This is a genomic window from Comamonas thiooxydans (assembly GCF_002157685.2).
GTDB classification, from domain to species: Bacteria; Pseudomonadota; Gammaproteobacteria; order Burkholderiales; family Burkholderiaceae_C; genus Comamonas; species Comamonas testosteroni_H.
Map to the genome: position 1 here is coordinate 2,847,960 of NZ_AP026738.1, position 15,914 is coordinate 2,863,873.

The 15,914-nt window shown below is 55.8% G+C and carries 15 protein-coding genes; 5 read left to right on the forward strand and 10 right to left on the reverse strand.

What is annotated here, in order from left to right; genetic code table 11:
* Positions 1-97: 97 nt before the first annotated feature.
* From fdhA to CTR2_RS13100, 9 genes are all read right to left on the reverse strand, one after another.
* Positions 98-1,294, reverse strand: coding sequence for a formaldehyde dehydrogenase, glutathione-independent (gene fdhA / locus CTR2_RS13060; RefSeq protein ID WP_087083505.1), 1,197 nt, complete (start codon positions 1,292-1,294; stop codon positions 98-100).
* A 185-nt stretch (positions 1,295-1,479) separates the two neighbouring features.
* A complete protein-coding gene (locus tag CTR2_RS13065) occupies positions 1,480-2,832 on the reverse strand; it encodes an MFS transporter (protein ID WP_087083503.1) in 1,353 nt (450 codons plus the stop codon).
* A 93-nt stretch (positions 2,833-2,925) separates the two neighbouring features.
* Positions 2,926-3,297: a protocatechuate 3,4-dioxygenase gene (locus CTR2_RS13070; RefSeq protein ID WP_087083501.1), complete on the reverse strand. Its 372-nt coding sequence runs from the start codon at positions 3,295-3,297 to the stop codon at positions 2,926-2,928.
* Complete coding sequence (locus tag CTR2_RS13075; protein ID WP_087083499.1) at positions 3,294-4,133, reverse strand: gallate dioxygenase; 840 nt, start codon at positions 4,131-4,133, stop codon at positions 3,294-3,296. The genes CTR2_RS13070 and CTR2_RS13075 overlap by 4 nt, the downstream gene beginning before the upstream one ends.
* 8 nt (positions 4,134-4,141) lie before the next feature.
* A complete protein-coding gene (locus CTR2_RS13080) occupies positions 4,142-5,251 on the reverse strand; it encodes an aromatic ring-hydroxylating oxygenase subunit alpha (protein ID WP_087083497.1) in 1,110 nt (369 codons plus the stop codon).
* Positions 5,252-5,274: 23 nt separating this feature from the next.
* Entirely contained in the window at positions 5,275-6,252 is a 978-nt protein-coding gene (locus CTR2_RS13085) for a PDR/VanB family oxidoreductase (protein ID WP_087083495.1), read from the reverse strand.
* Between the two features lie 286 nt (positions 6,253-6,538).
* The gene (locus CTR2_RS13090) at positions 6,539-7,636 is read right to left on the reverse strand and encodes a porin (RefSeq protein ID WP_087083493.1); all 1,098 of its coding nucleotides are present in this window, start codon (positions 7,634-7,636) and stop codon (positions 6,539-6,541) included.
* A gap of 65 nt (positions 7,637-7,701) precedes the next feature.
* On the reverse strand, positions 7,702-9,426 hold the full coding sequence (locus CTR2_RS13095; RefSeq protein WP_087083491.1) for a tannase/feruloyl esterase family alpha/beta hydrolase: 1,725 nt from the start codon (positions 9,424-9,426) through the stop codon (positions 7,702-7,704).
* Positions 9,427-9,724: 298 nt separating this feature from the next.
* A complete protein-coding gene (locus CTR2_RS13100) occupies positions 9,725-10,705 on the reverse strand; it encodes a Bug family tripartite tricarboxylate transporter substrate binding protein (RefSeq protein ID WP_087083488.1) in 981 nt (326 codons plus the stop codon).
* Between the two features lie 102 nt (positions 10,706-10,807).
* Here CTR2_RS13100 and CTR2_RS13105 point away from each other — a divergent pair, with 102 nt between their 5' ends.
* Positions 10,808-11,698 carry a LysR family transcriptional regulator gene (locus CTR2_RS13105; RefSeq protein ID WP_087083486.1) on the forward strand — a complete coding sequence of 297 codons (891 nt, stop codon included), beginning with the start codon at positions 10,808-10,810 and terminating at the stop codon, positions 11,696-11,698.
* Positions 11,699-11,795: 97 nt separating this feature from the next.
* On the opposite strand, the gene CTR2_RS13110 is transcribed toward CTR2_RS13105, so the two are convergent.
* Positions 11,796-12,764: a tyrosine-type recombinase/integrase gene (locus CTR2_RS13110; protein ID WP_254913356.1), complete on the reverse strand. Its 969-nt coding sequence runs from the start codon at positions 12,762-12,764 to the stop codon at positions 11,796-11,798.
* 216 nt (positions 12,765-12,980) lie between these two features.
* Between CTR2_RS13110 and CTR2_RS13115 the strand changes: the two genes are divergently transcribed.
* The 4 genes from CTR2_RS13115 (at position 12,981) to CTR2_RS13130 (ending at position 15,799) form a co-directional block, all read left to right on the forward strand.
* Positions 12,981-13,742, forward strand: coding sequence for a DsbC family protein (locus tag CTR2_RS13115; protein ID WP_087083483.1), 762 nt, complete (start codon positions 12,981-12,983; stop codon positions 13,740-13,742).
* 95 nt (positions 13,743-13,837) lie between these two features.
* On the forward strand, positions 13,838-14,311 hold the full coding sequence (locus CTR2_RS13120) for a hypothetical protein (RefSeq protein WP_254913355.1): 474 nt from the start codon (positions 13,838-13,840) through the stop codon (positions 14,309-14,311).
* 2 nt (positions 14,312-14,313) lie between these two features.
* Positions 14,314-15,210, forward strand: coding sequence for a hypothetical protein (locus tag CTR2_RS13125; protein ID WP_087083480.1), 897 nt, complete (start codon positions 14,314-14,316; stop codon positions 15,208-15,210).
* 76 nt (positions 15,211-15,286) lie between these two features.
* The gene (locus tag CTR2_RS13130) at positions 15,287-15,799 is read left to right on the forward strand and encodes a lytic transglycosylase domain-containing protein (protein ID WP_254913354.1); all 513 of its coding nucleotides are present in this window, start codon (positions 15,287-15,289) and stop codon (positions 15,797-15,799) included.
* Positions 15,800-15,914: the final 115 nt, after the last annotated feature.

Below are 15,914 nucleotides of genomic sequence, written 5' to 3' on the forward strand. Positions count from 1 at the left end.
GCATCAATAAGCTGAACGTAGCTCAGTTGCTGATGCACATGTACTCCTCTAAAGCGCTTACAGCTCCTCAAAGGTCACTTGCATTGAATCGCTGCAACTAAGTTCGCAAAATCCCGTGAGGGTCAAGCACGAACTTCTTCGGTGCGCCCGCATCGAACGCCGCGTAACCTTGCGGGGCTTCATCCAGCGATATCACTTCGACGCCAACGGTCTCAGCGATCTTGATGCGGTCCCACAGGATGGCCTGCATAAGAGCGTGGTTGTACTTCATTACTGGTGTTTGGCCCGTAAAGAAACTGTGAGATTTTGCCCAGCCCAGACCCAGCCGTATGCTCAAGGAACCAAGTTGCGCAGCTTTGTCTTTGGCACCCGGATCGTCTGTGACGTACAGCCCAGGAATCCCGATGCTTCCAGCAACTCGGGTCACTTCCATAAGTGAATTAAGCACAGTTGCTGGCGCCTCATGTTGCGCACCTTCATGTCCATGGCCACGTGCCTCGAATCCAACAGCATCAATGGCGCAATCCACTTCGTTGGTGCGTAGGATCTCCGCGATCTGTTCTCCAAGTGAGGCGTCCTTGGACAAATCGACGACTTCGTATCCGAGGCTCTTGGGATGGATCAATCGAGCCGGGTTGACATCGCCAATGATGACCACCGCAGCGCCTAATAAACGTGCGGATGCTGCCGCTGCAAGGCCAACGGGGCCAGCACCTGCTACATACACAGTGCTGCCGGGGCGGACTCCTGCCGTCACTGCGCCGTGGTATCCGGTCGGAAGAATATCGGACAAACAAGTTAGATCGCGGATCTTCGCACGCGCTTGTTCACGATCCGGAAACTTCAATAAGTTGAAGTCAGCATAAGGGACCATTACGTATTCCGCTTGACCTCCAACCCATCCTCCCATGTCCACATAGCCATAGGCGCCACCTGGTCGCTCAGGGTTCACGCTTAGACAGACGCCAGTGTGCTGCTCCTTGCACGTTCGGCATCGACCGCAAGCAACGTTGAAGGGTACTGACACCCAGTCGCCAACACTCAATGTCTCGACGTCGCGACCTACTTCAAGCACTTCACCAGTGATCTCATGGCCGAGAACCAGGCCCAACGGCGCAGTTGTTCGTCCTCTGACCATGTGCTGATCCGAGCCACAAATGTTCGTCGACACCACCTTGAGGATTACGCCGTGCTCGATGCGGCGCCCCCTTGGATTGACAAGCTTGGGGGTGTCGATTGTTTGGACCTCGACCTTGCCAGGACCAGCGTACACAACTCCACGATTTCCTGTCATAGTTGCCTTTCAGATTGAATTGAATGATTTGGACGCATTGCGCGTCCAACTTCCCTCACGCAAGCCTGTTGGCCTGCCAGCTCGAACTCAGACGGCCGAGAAGCTTTCTAGGATGTTGAAGCGCTTCCCGGTGAGTTCAATTACGACGCAGTAGATGAGCACAGCGCTGATTTCTGTGAGCGTAACTAGTGTGCAAGTTCGTTTTTTGTACGGCCGCTGTGCGACGATGCCCCACGATTTGCCAACATGGCCACAGCAGCCAATGCGGCGGGTATTGCCAGCACGGACACGATGCCACCAAAGCCCCAGCCAACGCTTAGCAAAATGCCGCCCACCGCAGATCCGAGGATGCTGCCGAAGCGTCCCATGCCTTGCATCCAACTAACCCCTGTGGCACGTGCCAAGGTGGGGTAGCACGCTGGTGCAAACGCATTGAGTCCAGTCTGTGCACCATTCATGAAGAACCCCGCTGCCAACATCCAAAGTGGCATTGCATCCGACGTAGCTCCAGCGCTACCCATGCCTAATACACAGATCGCTCCGCCGACATATGCTGCACCAATCACGAGACTCGGTTTCAGCTTGTCCATAACCCAGCCGGTTAACACAGCACCGACAATCCCTCCTGTCTGGAACATGGCTACGATGTTGGCGGCTTGAGAGATAGGCAGCCCAGCGTCCTTCATCAGGGTAGGCAACCACCCAGTGATTAGGTAGATCACCAACAAGCCCATGAAGTAAGTGACCCACAACGACACCGTGAGGAATCTATAGCCCGTCGAAAACAACACCCCGATCGGCTTTTGAGATTTGACTGCAGGTTCAGGTGCGAAGAACGCGGTGGACGGTTCAAATCGCGCTTGGCAGACTTTGCTCAACGTCTTGGCTATGCGCTCTGCCGAAACCCCTTGAACAAGCATGAGCCGAACTGACTCAGGCAAGTAGATTGCAAGAAATGGAAGAAGGACGAGAGGTAGCACTCCTCCGGCAACCAACACAGAGCGCCATCCCCAGTGTGGAATCATCCAACCTGCGGCAAACCCAACGACGGCAGAACCAACACCAAAGCCGATAAACATAACTGTGATCAGCAACGATCTGCGACGCTCTGGAAGGTACTCGGAGAGCAAAGTTGAAGTGTTGGGCATTGCCGCACCGAGTCCAATGCCTGTCAGAAGCCGCATGACGACCATTGATTCGACGCTCTGAGTGAATGCGGTCAGTAGACTGAACAAGCCGAATACAAACACCGAAGCCAGAAGCATGGTCTTGCGTCCAACTCGATCTGAGAGAGGCCCTGCGGCGAGCGCGCCGATGACCAATCCCACGGGGGCTGCAGTCATGACCCAGCCAAAGCCAGCTCGTGAAATGCCCCATTCATGGATGATGGAGGGTGCCAAGAATCCCATGATTGCGACGTCCATGCCGTCTGCGGCGACTATTAGGAAGCAAAGCGCCACCAACAGCCATTGCCGCGGTGCGATGCCTCGATCGTCAATGAACGCCTTAACGTTCACCGTTGTTGAAGATGCTTTCAATTTGTCTCCTTCTGCTGTCGTGCACGCGCAAGCCAGCCATACCTCACGGATGACTTTTGCGTGCGCCTCAGCGCTTCTTGTCTTAGATTCGGCTCAGCGTGCGTCAGGCACCCGCCGGGTCTGCATGAATGTTTCGAAGCTCTCACCGCGCATCGCGGCATAGACTTCCAGGTTCGTCCATTTGGAGATGCGCGCGTACTTCTCCAGTAGAAAGAAGCTGACGCCATAGCGGATCAGGCCGATCCAATCGTGTCGGCGCATCAGATCCATTTCCTCCTCGGTCAGAGCAGCCTCCTTCATCAGGTCTTCGGGGTCATCTGCGAAGCGCCCGCGCCACACGGGATCAGTGAAGCGCCAGAAGAAGCGGTTCAAGCGAAGCGCACGGTAACTTGCGCGCAGGTCGAAGGCATACGTACCTTGTAAATGCTCTGCGCCGGCCAGTTGTGGGTTGGAGGCTGTTGTCATGCCCGCTCCTCATACAAAGCTACCGTCATGGCAGTCGTGGTCGCCAAGTAATAGTTGAGGTGAAGCAGCTCGATCTTGGGTTTCATGGCTCCGCGCATTGCAAGCCACATGATTTGCTCAACGCTCTCAGCGCCTCCCAAACGCATGTAGTCGGCATGGGTCATCTTTGTCAGCGCTTCAGGATCGTGCTGCAACATATCCAGGAATTGGTGGTCCCATTCCTCATTGTTGAATCCGGTGCGCTCACCATGTACCTGGTGCGATAGACCACCCGTGCCCACGATAGCCACACGGCGCGCTCCACTGAAGCTCTCGACGGCGCGACGAACGGCTTGACCAAGCTTCCAGCAACGTGCAGCGGTTGGGAGCGGAAACTGCAGCACGTTGATCGCAATTGGGACAACGCGACCTGGCCAACCCTGCGCATGCGGCCACAAGAGCGGCAATGGCGACGCACAGCCATGGTCAAGCGGACGATCTTGGAACGTTGCAATGTCGAACTCGTCATTTACCAGCGATTCCGCGATATGCATCTGCAGATCGAGATCGCCGCGAATCGGTGGCAAGGGACGCTTCCCTGCCCCTTCGTCCGCTACCTCGAACTGCTCGCCAATCCCCACAGAGAAAGTGGGATACAGATCAAAGAAGAAGGCAGAGGCGTGGTCGTTATAGAAGACGACCAGTGTGTCGACTTCTTGCTCCTTCAACCATTGCGCCACGGGCTTGTACCCGTCGAACAAAGGCTTCCACGCCGGGTCCTCTTGCTTGCCCTTGTCGTAAGCGACTCCGATAGTGGGCACGTGTGATGTGCCGATACAGCCGATGATTTGTGCCATTTCGTGCCTCAAAGCTTCACGCCCGCTTCAACCGCTGCCATGCGGTACAGGATTTGGCGCATCATCAAGCCAGGCTTATCCGGTGCGAAATTCAGGTCAAACTGTGGCTCGCTATCATTCAGAATGCCCTCCATGATCCATTCAAGTGCGTCTACATCCTCTTTGTAGGCTTTGGTAGAGGCACTATGCAAATGTTCATCAACGGCGCTGTCCTCAAGCTTGAAGTTTCTGCTGCAAAACCACCAATAGTGGATAGCGTTGTTGCTCTCGGGCGTAAAGATGTGACTAATGTTGAAACGGTAGGTACGCGGCGTGCCACTTGGGTCGTTGTTATCCACGATACGAGCGTAGGCTGTATGCAGCGCAGGTGAGACAAACCGTGCGTCGGAGAAGCGGTCGACCGGCTTGCCTGTCAGGCCGGTAGGCATGGCATAGACACCAGGCGGTGGCGAGTTACGCAACTCCCGATCAATGATGACCGCATTGCCTTCCTCGCGGACCTTCAACCGTGAGCGCGCATATTCGGGCGTTCCGATAGCACCGGGATGAAGGAACGGGAAATGAGTCTGATCCAGTAGGTTCTCATGCATGGCCACGTAGTCAGATTTCAAGTGGAAAAAGCCGCTTACGGATTTCCACTCTGGGCTGGCCAGCCAACTGGTGTCTGGCACCATTGCTTCGTCAGCATGGTCGGCATCACCCATCCAAATCCATATGAGTGCGCCGCGCTCAACAACCGGAAAGCTGCGAACATTTGCATTCGTCGGCACGATAGGCATAGCCGGCATGTTGACACAGCGACCAGACGGGTCAAATTGCATGCCGTGGTACCCGCATACGAGAACGTCACCAACAAGAGTGCCCTTAGACAAAGGAAACGAACGGTGAGGGCAACGGTTGCGTACGGCCACTGGCTCACCGGCCAGCGTCCGGTAGAGAGCGACATCGACGCCCAGCAGACGTCGGCTGATGATGTCGCGCGAAACTTCGCTAGCCAGTGCAGCGACGTACCAGCAGTTGCGCACGAGAGGTGTGGTGTGGTCGGCAAAGCCGCCCAGTTTGAATTCGCGTTCCGTCTGAATCTCGAATTCGATAGGTCGTTCAACGATCAAGTCCATGTGGGTCTCCTTCTTTAAAGCACTTAAGCGTCGAGTACCAGCGATGTGCCGCGTGCGCGGGATACGCAGATACAAAGGCTTTCGTCAGTGGCCTTTTCTTCGGTTGTCAAATAGTGGTCGTGGTGCTCGATTCCGCCTTCGGCCTTTATTACGCGCAGAGGGCACAGACCGCACTCGCCTCGCCGGCAGTCCCAAAGCACAGGTACTCCGTCAGCCAGTAGCGCATCCAAAATGCTCACATTGCTGCCTACGTGCACGGTTCGATTGGAGCGCTGCAAATGCACTTCAAACGGCTTTGCATCGCCTGAAATTGAGGCAGTGAACATCTCACTGCGGACACGCTCAGCAGCCCACCCGAGCGCGGCTCCTGCTGCGTGGGCTGCATCAATCATGGGCTTAGGGCCGCAGATGTAGACCGAGGTGCCTTCAGGCTGTGTACTGAGCAGCGCTAGCAGGTCAGGCTGCCCGTGGCTGTCGCTGTGATGAAAATGAGCGCGCTCGCCGGCCAGTTGGTGCAAGGCGTCGTGGTATGCCATGCTGCCCGCGTTGCGGCCTGAATAAAACACCCGGTAATCGCAGCGTCGACGCGCAAGGCTTCGCGCCATCGAGAATATCGGTGTGATGCCGATGCCACCCGCGATCAGTAGCACATTCTTGTCGCGGCGATCAAGCGGAAAGTTGTTGATCGGTGGACCAATGTGCAAGCGGGTTCCGATCTCAAATGTCGCATGGATGTGTGCCGAACCTCGTGCGTGATCTTCACGCTGAACGGCAATGCGGTAGATGTTGCGGGCGTCATCTTGCAGGTCCGGGCCACCAACCAATGAGTAATGCCGCACTATCAACCCCTTCTCTGGGGAATGCGTGTGTACTGCGATATGCGAACCAGCCGAATAGGTTGGCAATGCACGACCATTAACACTTATCAACAGGTACTCACGCACGCGATCAGTAAGTTGTCGAACGGCCGCGACCTGGACTTCAAAATTTGGACTTGCCATGTGCGCCTCAGCCTCGTTGGCAGGTGATTACATGGCGTGGGAAGTGGCCCGCGCAGTTCATGCGTAGTTTCATCATGCTTGTCTCGTGTTTGTAGTGATGCTGTACAGAATTCTAATTATCGAAATCAAAGATAATTAAACTGAATTTTGGTTTTCAGCTATCGACAAAAAGAATCAATGACGCATCTTTATGCACGTCAAGCGGCCCGTCTGCGAGATTTATAAAAAAATGGCGCCGCGAACGGCGCCATTAACCTTGGAGATGCTTTCTCGATAAGACGGTAAATCAGAACGAGTGGCGAATGCCTGCGCCAATGCCCGTCTGCCCAGCACCAGCTGCTGGTGCGCCGCCTGCTGCAGCGCCACTCACTGAAAGAGCCAAACTTCCATCGTTGCTGATACGTCCAGCAGTTGCATACACCGCCGTACGTTTGGACAGAGCATAGGTGCCACGCACTGCCCACAGATTTGCTTGGTTAGCAGAGTTGCGATAGTCGAGCTTAAAGTACTGAGCTTCAACATTCAGCTGTGGCGTGATCGGATACCCTACACCTACCCACCACAACTTACTACGTGGCGTGGCTGCGCTGCCGTCGTTATGCCGGTCAACAAGGCCGACACCAAGCTTTGCGCCAGCGATCTTTGCCCACCCGTTGATCATTGCCCGGCGATCAGTCTTTGAGCTGCTGGTCAGCCCTGCGAATGCACCGGCACCACCTTTGAATTCGTCTATCGAGCCTGCCACGCCCCATGATTCTGTGTCGTATTTCACCATCGCAGACCAAGCACGGCAGGCAGATTTGTCTGTGCTGCTTTCCCCAGCACAGTTTGTTCCTGAGGGGCTCGGGCCAGCGTTGACTGTATCGCGTCCCAGACTGTAAGTTGCGCCGACATCGAAACCGCCAAACTTTCCTCGGTAGGCGATTGAGTTGTCCACGCGGGCGTTAGGAAAATAACTGTCCAGCGATCCTGACCCAAAGAGATTCGGACCCAGAAGGTCAGAGTCAAGCATGGACCAATACAGCATCGTGTACTGTCGACCCAGTGTCACCGTACCCCATGGGCCTGCGACACCGACGAAACTTTGTCGGCCGAAACCTCGGCCGCCCTGGTTAAGCGTCCCGGAGTCCACTCCAAACCCCATCTCAAGAGTGAAGATCGCGCGAATGCCATTGCCCAGGTCCTCGGCCCCGCGAAATCCCAATCTAGACGGCAGGCTGCCGCTGAGATTGGGCATTCGGGTGAGGCTACCAGTAGGCGTATTGCTTAAGTGCTCTACTGCGGTATCAACCAAACCGTACATCGTGACGCTGCTTTGGGCATGTGCGGACGTATACGCCACGCAAAGAGCTGCCGCAAGCGGTAGCAAGGCGATTTTCTTCATAAAGGAGTCTCCTGTTGTCTTGGAATCATTCGAGAGGGTTGCGTGTGATGTCATCCGTCAACCCATCAGGGCTGTGTGCAGGTGAAATTCGCGGCGTCGTTAGCCTGAGCTTGATTAGCGTTCGCTGGACCTGTATAGCGTGGGTAGCTGGGGTAGGCGCAAAGTGGACGGGTGCGGCCATTGGTTGCTGCAGTAGCTGCTGCCGAGTTGCCGTCGGTTGCGATGATGCGTTGAGGTGCAGTCCCCTTCTCCACCCATTCCTCTAAAGCAGCTAGCCAACCAGCACGCGCACTGAACTGGCCACTTCCGTGACCATAGCCAGGGATGTAATAGAACCTGGCAAACCGATCCATTTCGGCCTGGCCGTTCGCGGCAACCAGGCGATTCCAGTTCTCGACATTGGTGACGCCAGTGATGGAGTTGTCCACGGTCCCGTGGTTCATCAACATCTTTCCGCCCTTTGCGGCGAAGCGACTGTAATCGAGGCTGACGTCGTCCAGCCAACCGGAAACTTGCTGAATCCGCGCCTTGTAGTCGCTTGGATTGAACGTGAAAGGATCAAGAGCAAGGTTTTGCGTCATGATGCCGCGCACAGTAGCAGTCGACAGTCCCATCGGCGTGGACGCCCCGTTCAGCGCAAACGTCGTTGAATCCATCGTCACAGTATCACTGGCGCCAAACCAGGACGCGTTCCAGTTCGCCCCCTCAAGGATGTTCCACTTCGGAAAAGTGGTCCAGCCACCGGCGTATGCGAAGTCAAAAGTCACGGGCGAAGAGATCTTCTCAATCGCGGTGATCTGGGCATCGGAAAAGCAAGTGTTTCCCGTGTCAGCACCGCCCGCGCAGCGCATCGTGGTCTTGATGGTGTTGATATTGAAAGCGCTGTTGCAGGCAGAAATATTGCTAACAATGCCATCGGTAACACCATCTAGTCCATCGCAAGCCGCAAATACCGCATTGAACAGCGTAGCCACCTTGCTAGGAGAAAGCCATGAAGGGCTGGGAACGCCCAAGCCTGCTGAGTGGATGGCTTTTCCTGTGGCATTCTGTCCTGACCACATATGGACAACGTTGAATACTGGATACTGCGCGATCACTCCGTCATAGTCGTCCGGATAGCGTTGGGCAGCTTGCACTGCCTCATGCCCTCCCTGCGAGCCTCCGTTGAAATAGGTGTACTTGGGCTTTTGCGCATACATCTTGTCCACGAGGTACTTGGCGACGTCTATCGTCTTCTTGATTGAATGCTGGCCGAAATTGAGCAATTGCTCTTGGTTAAGTGCAAAGGACGCGTTGGCGTTTGAAGCTGCGTCATGGCCAGAATCAGAGCCTAAGGTCGCATAGCCACGGGCCAGAGGAGTTGGTGTGCTGGGCAGTTCACCAGATGACGAGCCAGTTCCCGTTACCACCGATCCATTGAGGCCGCCACCGCCAAACTGAAGCACCCGCTGGTTCCAGCTTTTGGGCAAATTGACCTGAAATCGAATCGGCTGAGCGGCCGAGTCCACCGGCAAAATAGTGCCTGTCACCAAGCAATACGTTCGCGATTGTCCTCCTGAATCCACATCGTTTGTGTCGACGGCATCGCTTACGTTTGCTCCTTTGGTGGGAAGACCGATTAACGCCGCCGGGATGAATGCGCCGCGCAACGAGCTGCATGCAAGCTTCTGCTCAACATTTGCAAGCGCCGGCCCTGTAGTGTCCTGACTGGCCCCCCGGTCGTCGCTCCCATCGCCGCATCCGGCAACTACGACCATTGCAGATGCAACTGCAACGTGGATTGGTTTCATGAGTGTCTCCTTTTGTTATATGCATTGCGCTGATTGATTCGGTGGAAGGTAAATTAGGTGCGATCAACCCCCTCCGGTGCAGCCAGCCGGAAGTCTGTCGCGCCTCATTTGCGCGTCTATATATGGGGATTTTTGGAGTGCTGCGTCGATGCACTTGCGCGCCCAAGAGGAAGGCAAATTTGACGCAAGCAAGCTCCTCCGGTGTAGCCAACCGAATTTCTTTCGCGCAACATTTGCGCGGGTTTCTACAGCTATTTAGGAGGAGCTGCGCGGAGGCTCCCGCGCACCCAAAAGAGGGTCAGTCCAGCTTAATTTTCGACCTCTGAATCAGTGGGCCCCAGTAGGCCTGCTCTTGTTCCATGAGCTTGGACATTTCAGAGGAAGACATGGTGTAGGGCTCGTAGGTGAAGATCGTGAGCTTCTCACGTATTTCTGGCGACTGCATCACCTTGGCGATCTCTGTATTGAGGCGTTGGATAACGTCTTTGGGAGTGCCCTTTGGCGCCAGCAGGCCGTTCCAGCCGCCAACAGTCCAGTCCTTGGGGGCTCCCGATTCTGCGGCTGTTGGCACCTTGTCGTAGCCTCCGATGCGTCGTGGACCTGCCGCAGCCAAGAATCGCACCTTTCCAGATTGCAACATAGGGCCAGCTGTAGCTGCTGAGGCGATCGCCCAATCTGTCTCTCCCATCGCGAGGCCCGTATAGAGTTGTGAAGACTCCTTATAAGGCACATGGGTCATCTGTATTCCGGTTGAAGCCTCCAACATCAACCCTCCCAGGTGAGCGGGACTGGCGACTCCCCAGGACCCATAGGAAACGCTCTTGGGTTTGGCCTTTGCGGCTGCAATTAGATCGCTCATGGTCTGCCACTTGGAGTTTGCAGACACGGCAACAAAGAAGTAGTTCCGCACCAATGGAGTGATTGGATCAAAGTCACGCGTTGCGCTGTAGGGAAGCTTGTCGAACAGATGCGGCTGAGTACCGATGTGGAAGCTATCCATGTGCACCAGTGTGTAGCCGTCAGGAGCTGCCGTCCTGGCAGCTTGGAAAGCGATGAAGCCACTACCTCCTGGTTTGTTTTCCACCACCACGGGCTGCCCCAGTACAGGACCGAGTTTTTCCGCGAGGTTGCGCAACAACACGTCGGGCCCCTGGCCCGCAGGGAACGGTGTCACGATCTTGATGGGCCTTACGGGATAGGTCTGCGCTTGTGCCAGCGAGGGCGCTGTTTGAGCGATCAGCGCGCATAGGACTGCGCCGAAAAATCCTTGTCTCTTCATATTTGTCTCGTGGAATTGTTGTTACGGTGAGAAAATTCTATTGATCGAGATCAAACACAATTAAACTGTTTTTTGGTTTTCTATTAACGCTTTTTTGAACAAATGGATATCACAACCCACATCCAGACATTTGTCGAAGTGGTTCGATGCAACGGCTTTTCCGAAGCCGCAAGACAGTTGCATGTAGTGCCATCGGTTATCGCCAAGCGTGTCTCTCAGCTGGAGCAGGAACTACAAATCAAGCTGTTCGACAGAACCACCCGCAGAGTAACGCTCACGGAGGCTGGTGAACGCCTGCACGCACGTGCAGCGAGCGTTGTAGCTGAATTCGAGGAATTGATGCACGACGTACGTCGAGACGAAGGAAAACCGGAAGGGCATCTGCGCGTGATGGCACCAACAACTTTGACAATGGAACAACTCGGGGGCGTCTTCTGCTGCTTCTTAGCCGCCCATCCACGTATCACTATGGAAATTTCGCTGGTTGACCGCTCGACCAACCCTGCCGAAAGCGGTTTTGACATAGCGATAAGCGGTCGAGCTGCAAGCTATGAGGGAGTCGTAGATGTACCGCTGTGCCCGGTTAACCTCACGCTATGCGCGGCACCTGCTTACCTTGAACAATTTGGCATGCCGAACCATCCTCGGGACCTGGCTGACCATGCGTGCCTGGCATTTTCGGCCACCGGCTTGACCTGGGCATTTCAGAGTAATCGCGGCGCGTTGACGATCGATGTGCGACCGCGTCTGATCGCTGATGACAACCGCACTTTGTTAAGGGCAGCGCTTCAAGCGCTGGGTGTAGTGGCTCTTCCACAATACATTGCAGGCCCGTCGCTTGATAGTGGTGCACTAGTCGAAGTTCTCCCGAAGTTCCCCCTCCAGGAGAATTGGTTTAAGGCCTATGTACCACGTCGCAAGATGAGTGTTACCAGAGTTCGGGCGTTGCTAGACTACCTTCAGGCCAACTGGTCAAACGTGGGCACTCAATGAGTTTCATCTTCGACCCCACTTGCAAAGCGTTTTTGCATGAACCCACCTTTGCAAATCGGCTTCAACATTAACAATTCAACCGCAACGCGATGCAACGCTACCAGCGAACATAGCGCTTGTAGCTAGAACTGCGAGGATGATGATGCTCCACCATGGCATGAATGTCCTTGTGAAAGAGAGAGACATAATGTGCCGTAGTCTCTAGGCGTTCATGGCCAAGCAACAACTGGATGGTGTGCAGTGACGCCCTGCCCTGATATAGGTGAGACGCGAACGCGTGGCGCAGTGTGTGAGGCGTCAGTTGCAGACCGCATTCGCGTCCATACCGACTAACCATACGTCGCAATTGGTAGTATCGGTAGTCAGGATAGCGTCCGCTACTCACAAACAACTTCGCCGTCGACCGGTTGCCGTGTCCTCCCGCCCTGAGTATCAGTTGTCGCGCTGCTTTGTATTGAGCGATCCAATAATATGCATGCTCTCCAACGACAACCAGGCGCTCTTTGCACCCCTTCCCCCAGATCTGCATGGGTTTTCCCCTTGAAGGAACCTGGTCGAGAGTGAGGTTCAGCAGTTCTGCCGCGCGAAGACCCGACCCATAAAGCAGCTCCAGAACCGCTCGATCTCGCATGCCCTTGGCGGTTGTTGTGTCAGGCAGCTCCATCAACTGCGCGATGTCACCACTCGATGGCGGCACCTTTGGACGGCGTAGGCCACCACGAAGAGGCAGCAGCGCGCGTTGGATACCGAGATCCACAATGCCAGTGTCCTTCGCCCAAGCATATAGTCGTTGAAGCATCCATTGCTTTAGTCGAAGTGCCGACACAGATCTAATACCCCTCCAGCTCAGTAAGAAGACTTGCAGATCGTCGACAGAAGCATGATCCCAAGATCGTCCGGTTGCTTCTAAAAGCCAATTGTTGAAAGCCCTCAACTGAACCTGAAGCACTTGGAGCGTGCTTTCCGCAAGCCCATCTTGAAAAAAAAGATCAGTTAGAAAATCTCCAAAACGGAAATCCCAGCCGGCGGGAACATCCATCGTGCCGGCAACAAGCAAATTATTCATTCATCTACCCGTGTGAATGCCCGCACGAAGAAGCCGCCTCATCGGCGCCTTCTTTGGCTGGCGAGACACACACCTCGACAGTTCAAAATATAGATCAATTCGGAATTGATATGTCAAGCGGAAACCATGATGTATGTAACGCACGGTTTCCGCTGGAGGCAACGCCGACCGCTCCCTAAAGTGCGGTCCATGCAAAAGCAATCACATATCAAAGCAATGCCTCGCGTAGTGAGAGGCAGGCTTGCCGCAGCCGCGGCTTTGTTCGTTGGCCTGACCGCTGGAGCAATAGCTGCAGACGTATCAGAGAAGGTTGCGGCGCAGATCAAGGCCGGCGTCAACGCAAACACGAACGGAGCGGTGCGTGTAGAGCAAATCAATACAACACCGCTCACCAACATCTATGAGGTGATTTCCGAAGGGGAGATATTCTATGTGAATGAAACGGGTCGTTACAGTTTTGTCGGCGGCTCGTTGATGGATTTGAAGAGCAAAACAGACCTGACCGCCTTGCAACAAGACAAGAGGATGGTCATTCCATTCAACAAGCTTCCCCTGCAGCACGCGATTAAGGAAGTGCACGGAGATGGAAGCCGTGTGATGGCGCTCTTCGAAGACCCGTTCTGCCCCATTTGCCGAGTCTTCACAAAGTTTGTCGACCAGATCGACAACGTGACGATCTGTCGCTTCATCTTCCCTATCACTGATCGGCGAAGTCAATCTCTTGCACGGATGGCCTGGTGCTCACGCGACCGTGCCGGCGTGTGGAAAGCCATCATGGACGGCGCACGGCCGCAATTGCCCGAGTCGTGCAACACCGACGGTTTGGTAGAGATCCTCAAGCTCGGTGAGCGCTATGGCATGAACAACACGCCCACCGTGGTGCTGGCAAGCGGCAAGCGCTTGGTTGGCGCCACACCGCCCGAGCAATTCATGGATGAGTTGGAGCGTGGCGGTCGTTTGAAGGCGGACCAACGATGATCGCGCCCGCCTCCGTTCGCCCCCTCATTTCTGCCCTATTCCCTGCGCTTGCCATTGCCATGGCGACAAGCGCTCACGCGCAGTCCTGGGAGACCATGCGAGAAGTCGTCTTCGACGGCTCGGTGTTTTCGTCCACGGGTACAGCGGAGGACCGGGAGATCCTCAAGACAGTTTGGGCAACAGAGCTTTCCGCTTCACGACTGGGCAGTGCAGGAAAGCGCATGCCTGCGTTCGCGCTGCTGGGTGACACCGCAACCGCTGAGGGCAAAGTCATCTTCAGCATGTTCGCCGCTGCGGGGAACACACTTTGCCTGGATGCACCAAATGGCGCGGCAGCCATGGACATCTACAGCGTCTGCACCATGCGTGTCATCGCTTGGCCGCCAAGACCTGGACTGCGCGCCATTGAACTCCCCGGCTACTGCATGTTGTACGCCAATACCGACCGATCGCAGAACCGCGTCGAGTACCGCATAGAGCAGTCCCAGCCAGCCCTGACGATTCGATTCCGGGCATGGCAGTTCGGCAAAGTCATTCCCGCATGTAATCGCGCTATGCGCCTGAGCTAGACATGAGCTGCCGCTTTTTCCTGCGTCTATCCAAGCTTGCGTGGCTATTGCCAGCCGTGGCTTTGGCCGCCATCGTCAGCTCTGCAGACATTACCCAAGCCATTCAAAACTCGCCAAATGCGAGTGCCTGGCTCAAGCAGAACGCGCAGGCCGTGGCCAACCTTGCTATCAACGTTGAATCGGGCGGCAACACCAGCGCATTCAACGGCAGCTGCTGCTATGGCGTCCTGCAGATGAACAGGACAAACATCGCCAAGTATGCAGGAGTGACACCTGAACAGTATCGCCAACTGCCCCTGCAGGCCCAGATCGATGCTTGGTCCCAACTGACCGCCGACGCCATGCGCTCCGGCGTGGTCCGCCAATTGATTGGCTTGGGCACTTTTGATGGGCGCGCCGTTGACGGGAATCTGGTGCTCGCTTGCGTGCAGCTTGGCATCGGCAACTGCCAGCGAATGATTAACTCAGGGTCTTGCCGTGGCTTTGCCGACAGCAATGGCACATCTATATGCGACATGGCCGACAGGATGGCCAATGGACGACCTACCAACCCAGGCAACACCAACCCGCCCGGAAACGGCTCTGGAAGCACGGGTGGCAACGGTGGCACCGGGTTGGGGGGGAACAGCTGCCCGCGAGACGCCACCGGTGCATGCATGGAAGTCTCGGCAGCAATGCAGCAAGGCTTCCTGCAGGGCTCCGGGATGCAGATGCCCAGCCTCAAGCAAATGCTCCTTGCAGGAAGCGGCGCGTTTTTCTTTCTTGTCACAGCCAGTGCCTTCAGCGGCCTTTACGGTCGCTACACCTCGGGACGTGTTGCAACGGGCGAGCTTGTGCACTATCTCGTGAAAGGCACAACAACCTTGCTCATTGGGCTGTTGGCCCTCTCGATGCTGTGAGGCGCGGATGTTTAGCCTAGCCCACATCACTCGCAATCTGCTACTAGCAGCCCTCGTCGCCGCACCTGGCCTGTCCATGGCCCAGGTGCCGCCGAAAAAGCTCCCGACCTACGACTGCCTTCGCGGAAACTCCAGGTCTGCCCACTGTGAGCAACTGCTCCGCAACTATTGGCAGCACGAGCCGGCCATTCGCGCGATCGCTGTTCATTACGGACTGGAGCCTGCGCTGCTAATGGCTCTCGTGGCTATCGAGAGCCAATTCAACTCGCGTGCGAGATCGCCTGCAGGTGCGCTCGGCCTCACTCAAGTCATGCCAGATACGGCCCGTGGCGAAGGCTTGCAGGACCCAAAGGTGAACTTGTATCAGCCCGAGCTTGGGCTGGCCACCGGCGCAGCCTACCTGCGAAAGATGTGGTTCGAGTTTCGAGACTGGGAGCTGGCACTCGCCGCATACAACGCCGGCCCTGGCGCCGTGCGTAAGCACAAAGGCATTCCGCCGTACCGCGAAACACAAGCCTACGTCCCCATGGTTCTCGCTTTGTACCGCGAGTTTGCCTGGGCAGACGCCATGGCCCGAGCAAGCAAATGAGGAACGCAATGAAATTTCATCACCTAGGACGATGTGTGGCAGCTGTCGCTGTTGCGCTTACTGCCTGGCCGACCATGGCACAGGAAGCTGAAGGCACTAGCGCCAAGTCAACGCT

Coding starts and splice junctions, on each gene's coding strand:
- fdhA (WP_087083505.1), bottom strand. CDS start 1,294: ATGACAGGAAATCGTGGAGTTGTGTACGCTGGTCCTGGCAAGGTCGAG.
- CTR2_RS13070 (WP_087083501.1), bottom strand. CDS start 3,297: ATGACAACAGCCTCCAACCCACAACTGGCCGGCGCAGAGCATTTACAA.
- CTR2_RS13075 (WP_087083499.1), bottom strand. CDS start 4,133: ATGGCACAAATCATCGGCTGTATCGGCACATCACACGTGCCCACTATC.
- CTR2_RS13080 (WP_087083497.1), bottom strand. CDS start 5,251: ATGGACTTGATCGTTGAACGACCTATCGAATTCGAGATTCAGACGGAA.
- CTR2_RS13085 (WP_087083495.1), bottom strand. CDS start 6,252: ATGGCAAGTCCAAATTTTGAAGTCCAGGTCGCGGCCGTTCGACAACTT.
- CTR2_RS13090 (WP_087083493.1), bottom strand. CDS start 7,636: ATGAAGAAAATCGCCTTGCTACCGCTTGCGGCAGCTCTTTGCGTGGCG.
- CTR2_RS13095 (WP_087083491.1), bottom strand. CDS start 9,426: ATGAAACCAATCCACGTTGCAGTTGCATCTGCAATGGTCGTAGTTGCC.
- CTR2_RS13100 (WP_087083488.1), bottom strand. CDS start 10,705: ATGAAGAGACAAGGATTTTTCGGCGCAGTCCTATGCGCGCTGATCGCT.
- CTR2_RS13105 (WP_087083486.1), top strand. CDS start 10,808: ATGGATATCACAACCCACATCCAGACATTTGTCGAAGTGGTTCGATGC.
- CTR2_RS13110 (WP_254913356.1), bottom strand. CDS start 12,764: ATGAATAATTTGCTTGTTGCCGGCACGATGGATGTTCCCGCCGGCTGG.
- CTR2_RS13115 (WP_087083483.1), top strand. CDS start 12,981: ATGCCTCGCGTAGTGAGAGGCAGGCTTGCCGCAGCCGCGGCTTTGTTC.
- CTR2_RS13120 (WP_254913355.1), top strand. CDS start 13,838: ATGCGAGAAGTCGTCTTCGACGGCTCGGTGTTTTCGTCCACGGGTACA.
- CTR2_RS13125 (WP_087083480.1), top strand. CDS start 14,314: ATGAGCTGCCGCTTTTTCCTGCGTCTATCCAAGCTTGCGTGGCTATTG.
- CTR2_RS13130 (WP_254913354.1), top strand. CDS start 15,287: ATGGCCCAGGTGCCGCCGAAAAAGCTCCCGACCTACGACTGCCTTCGC.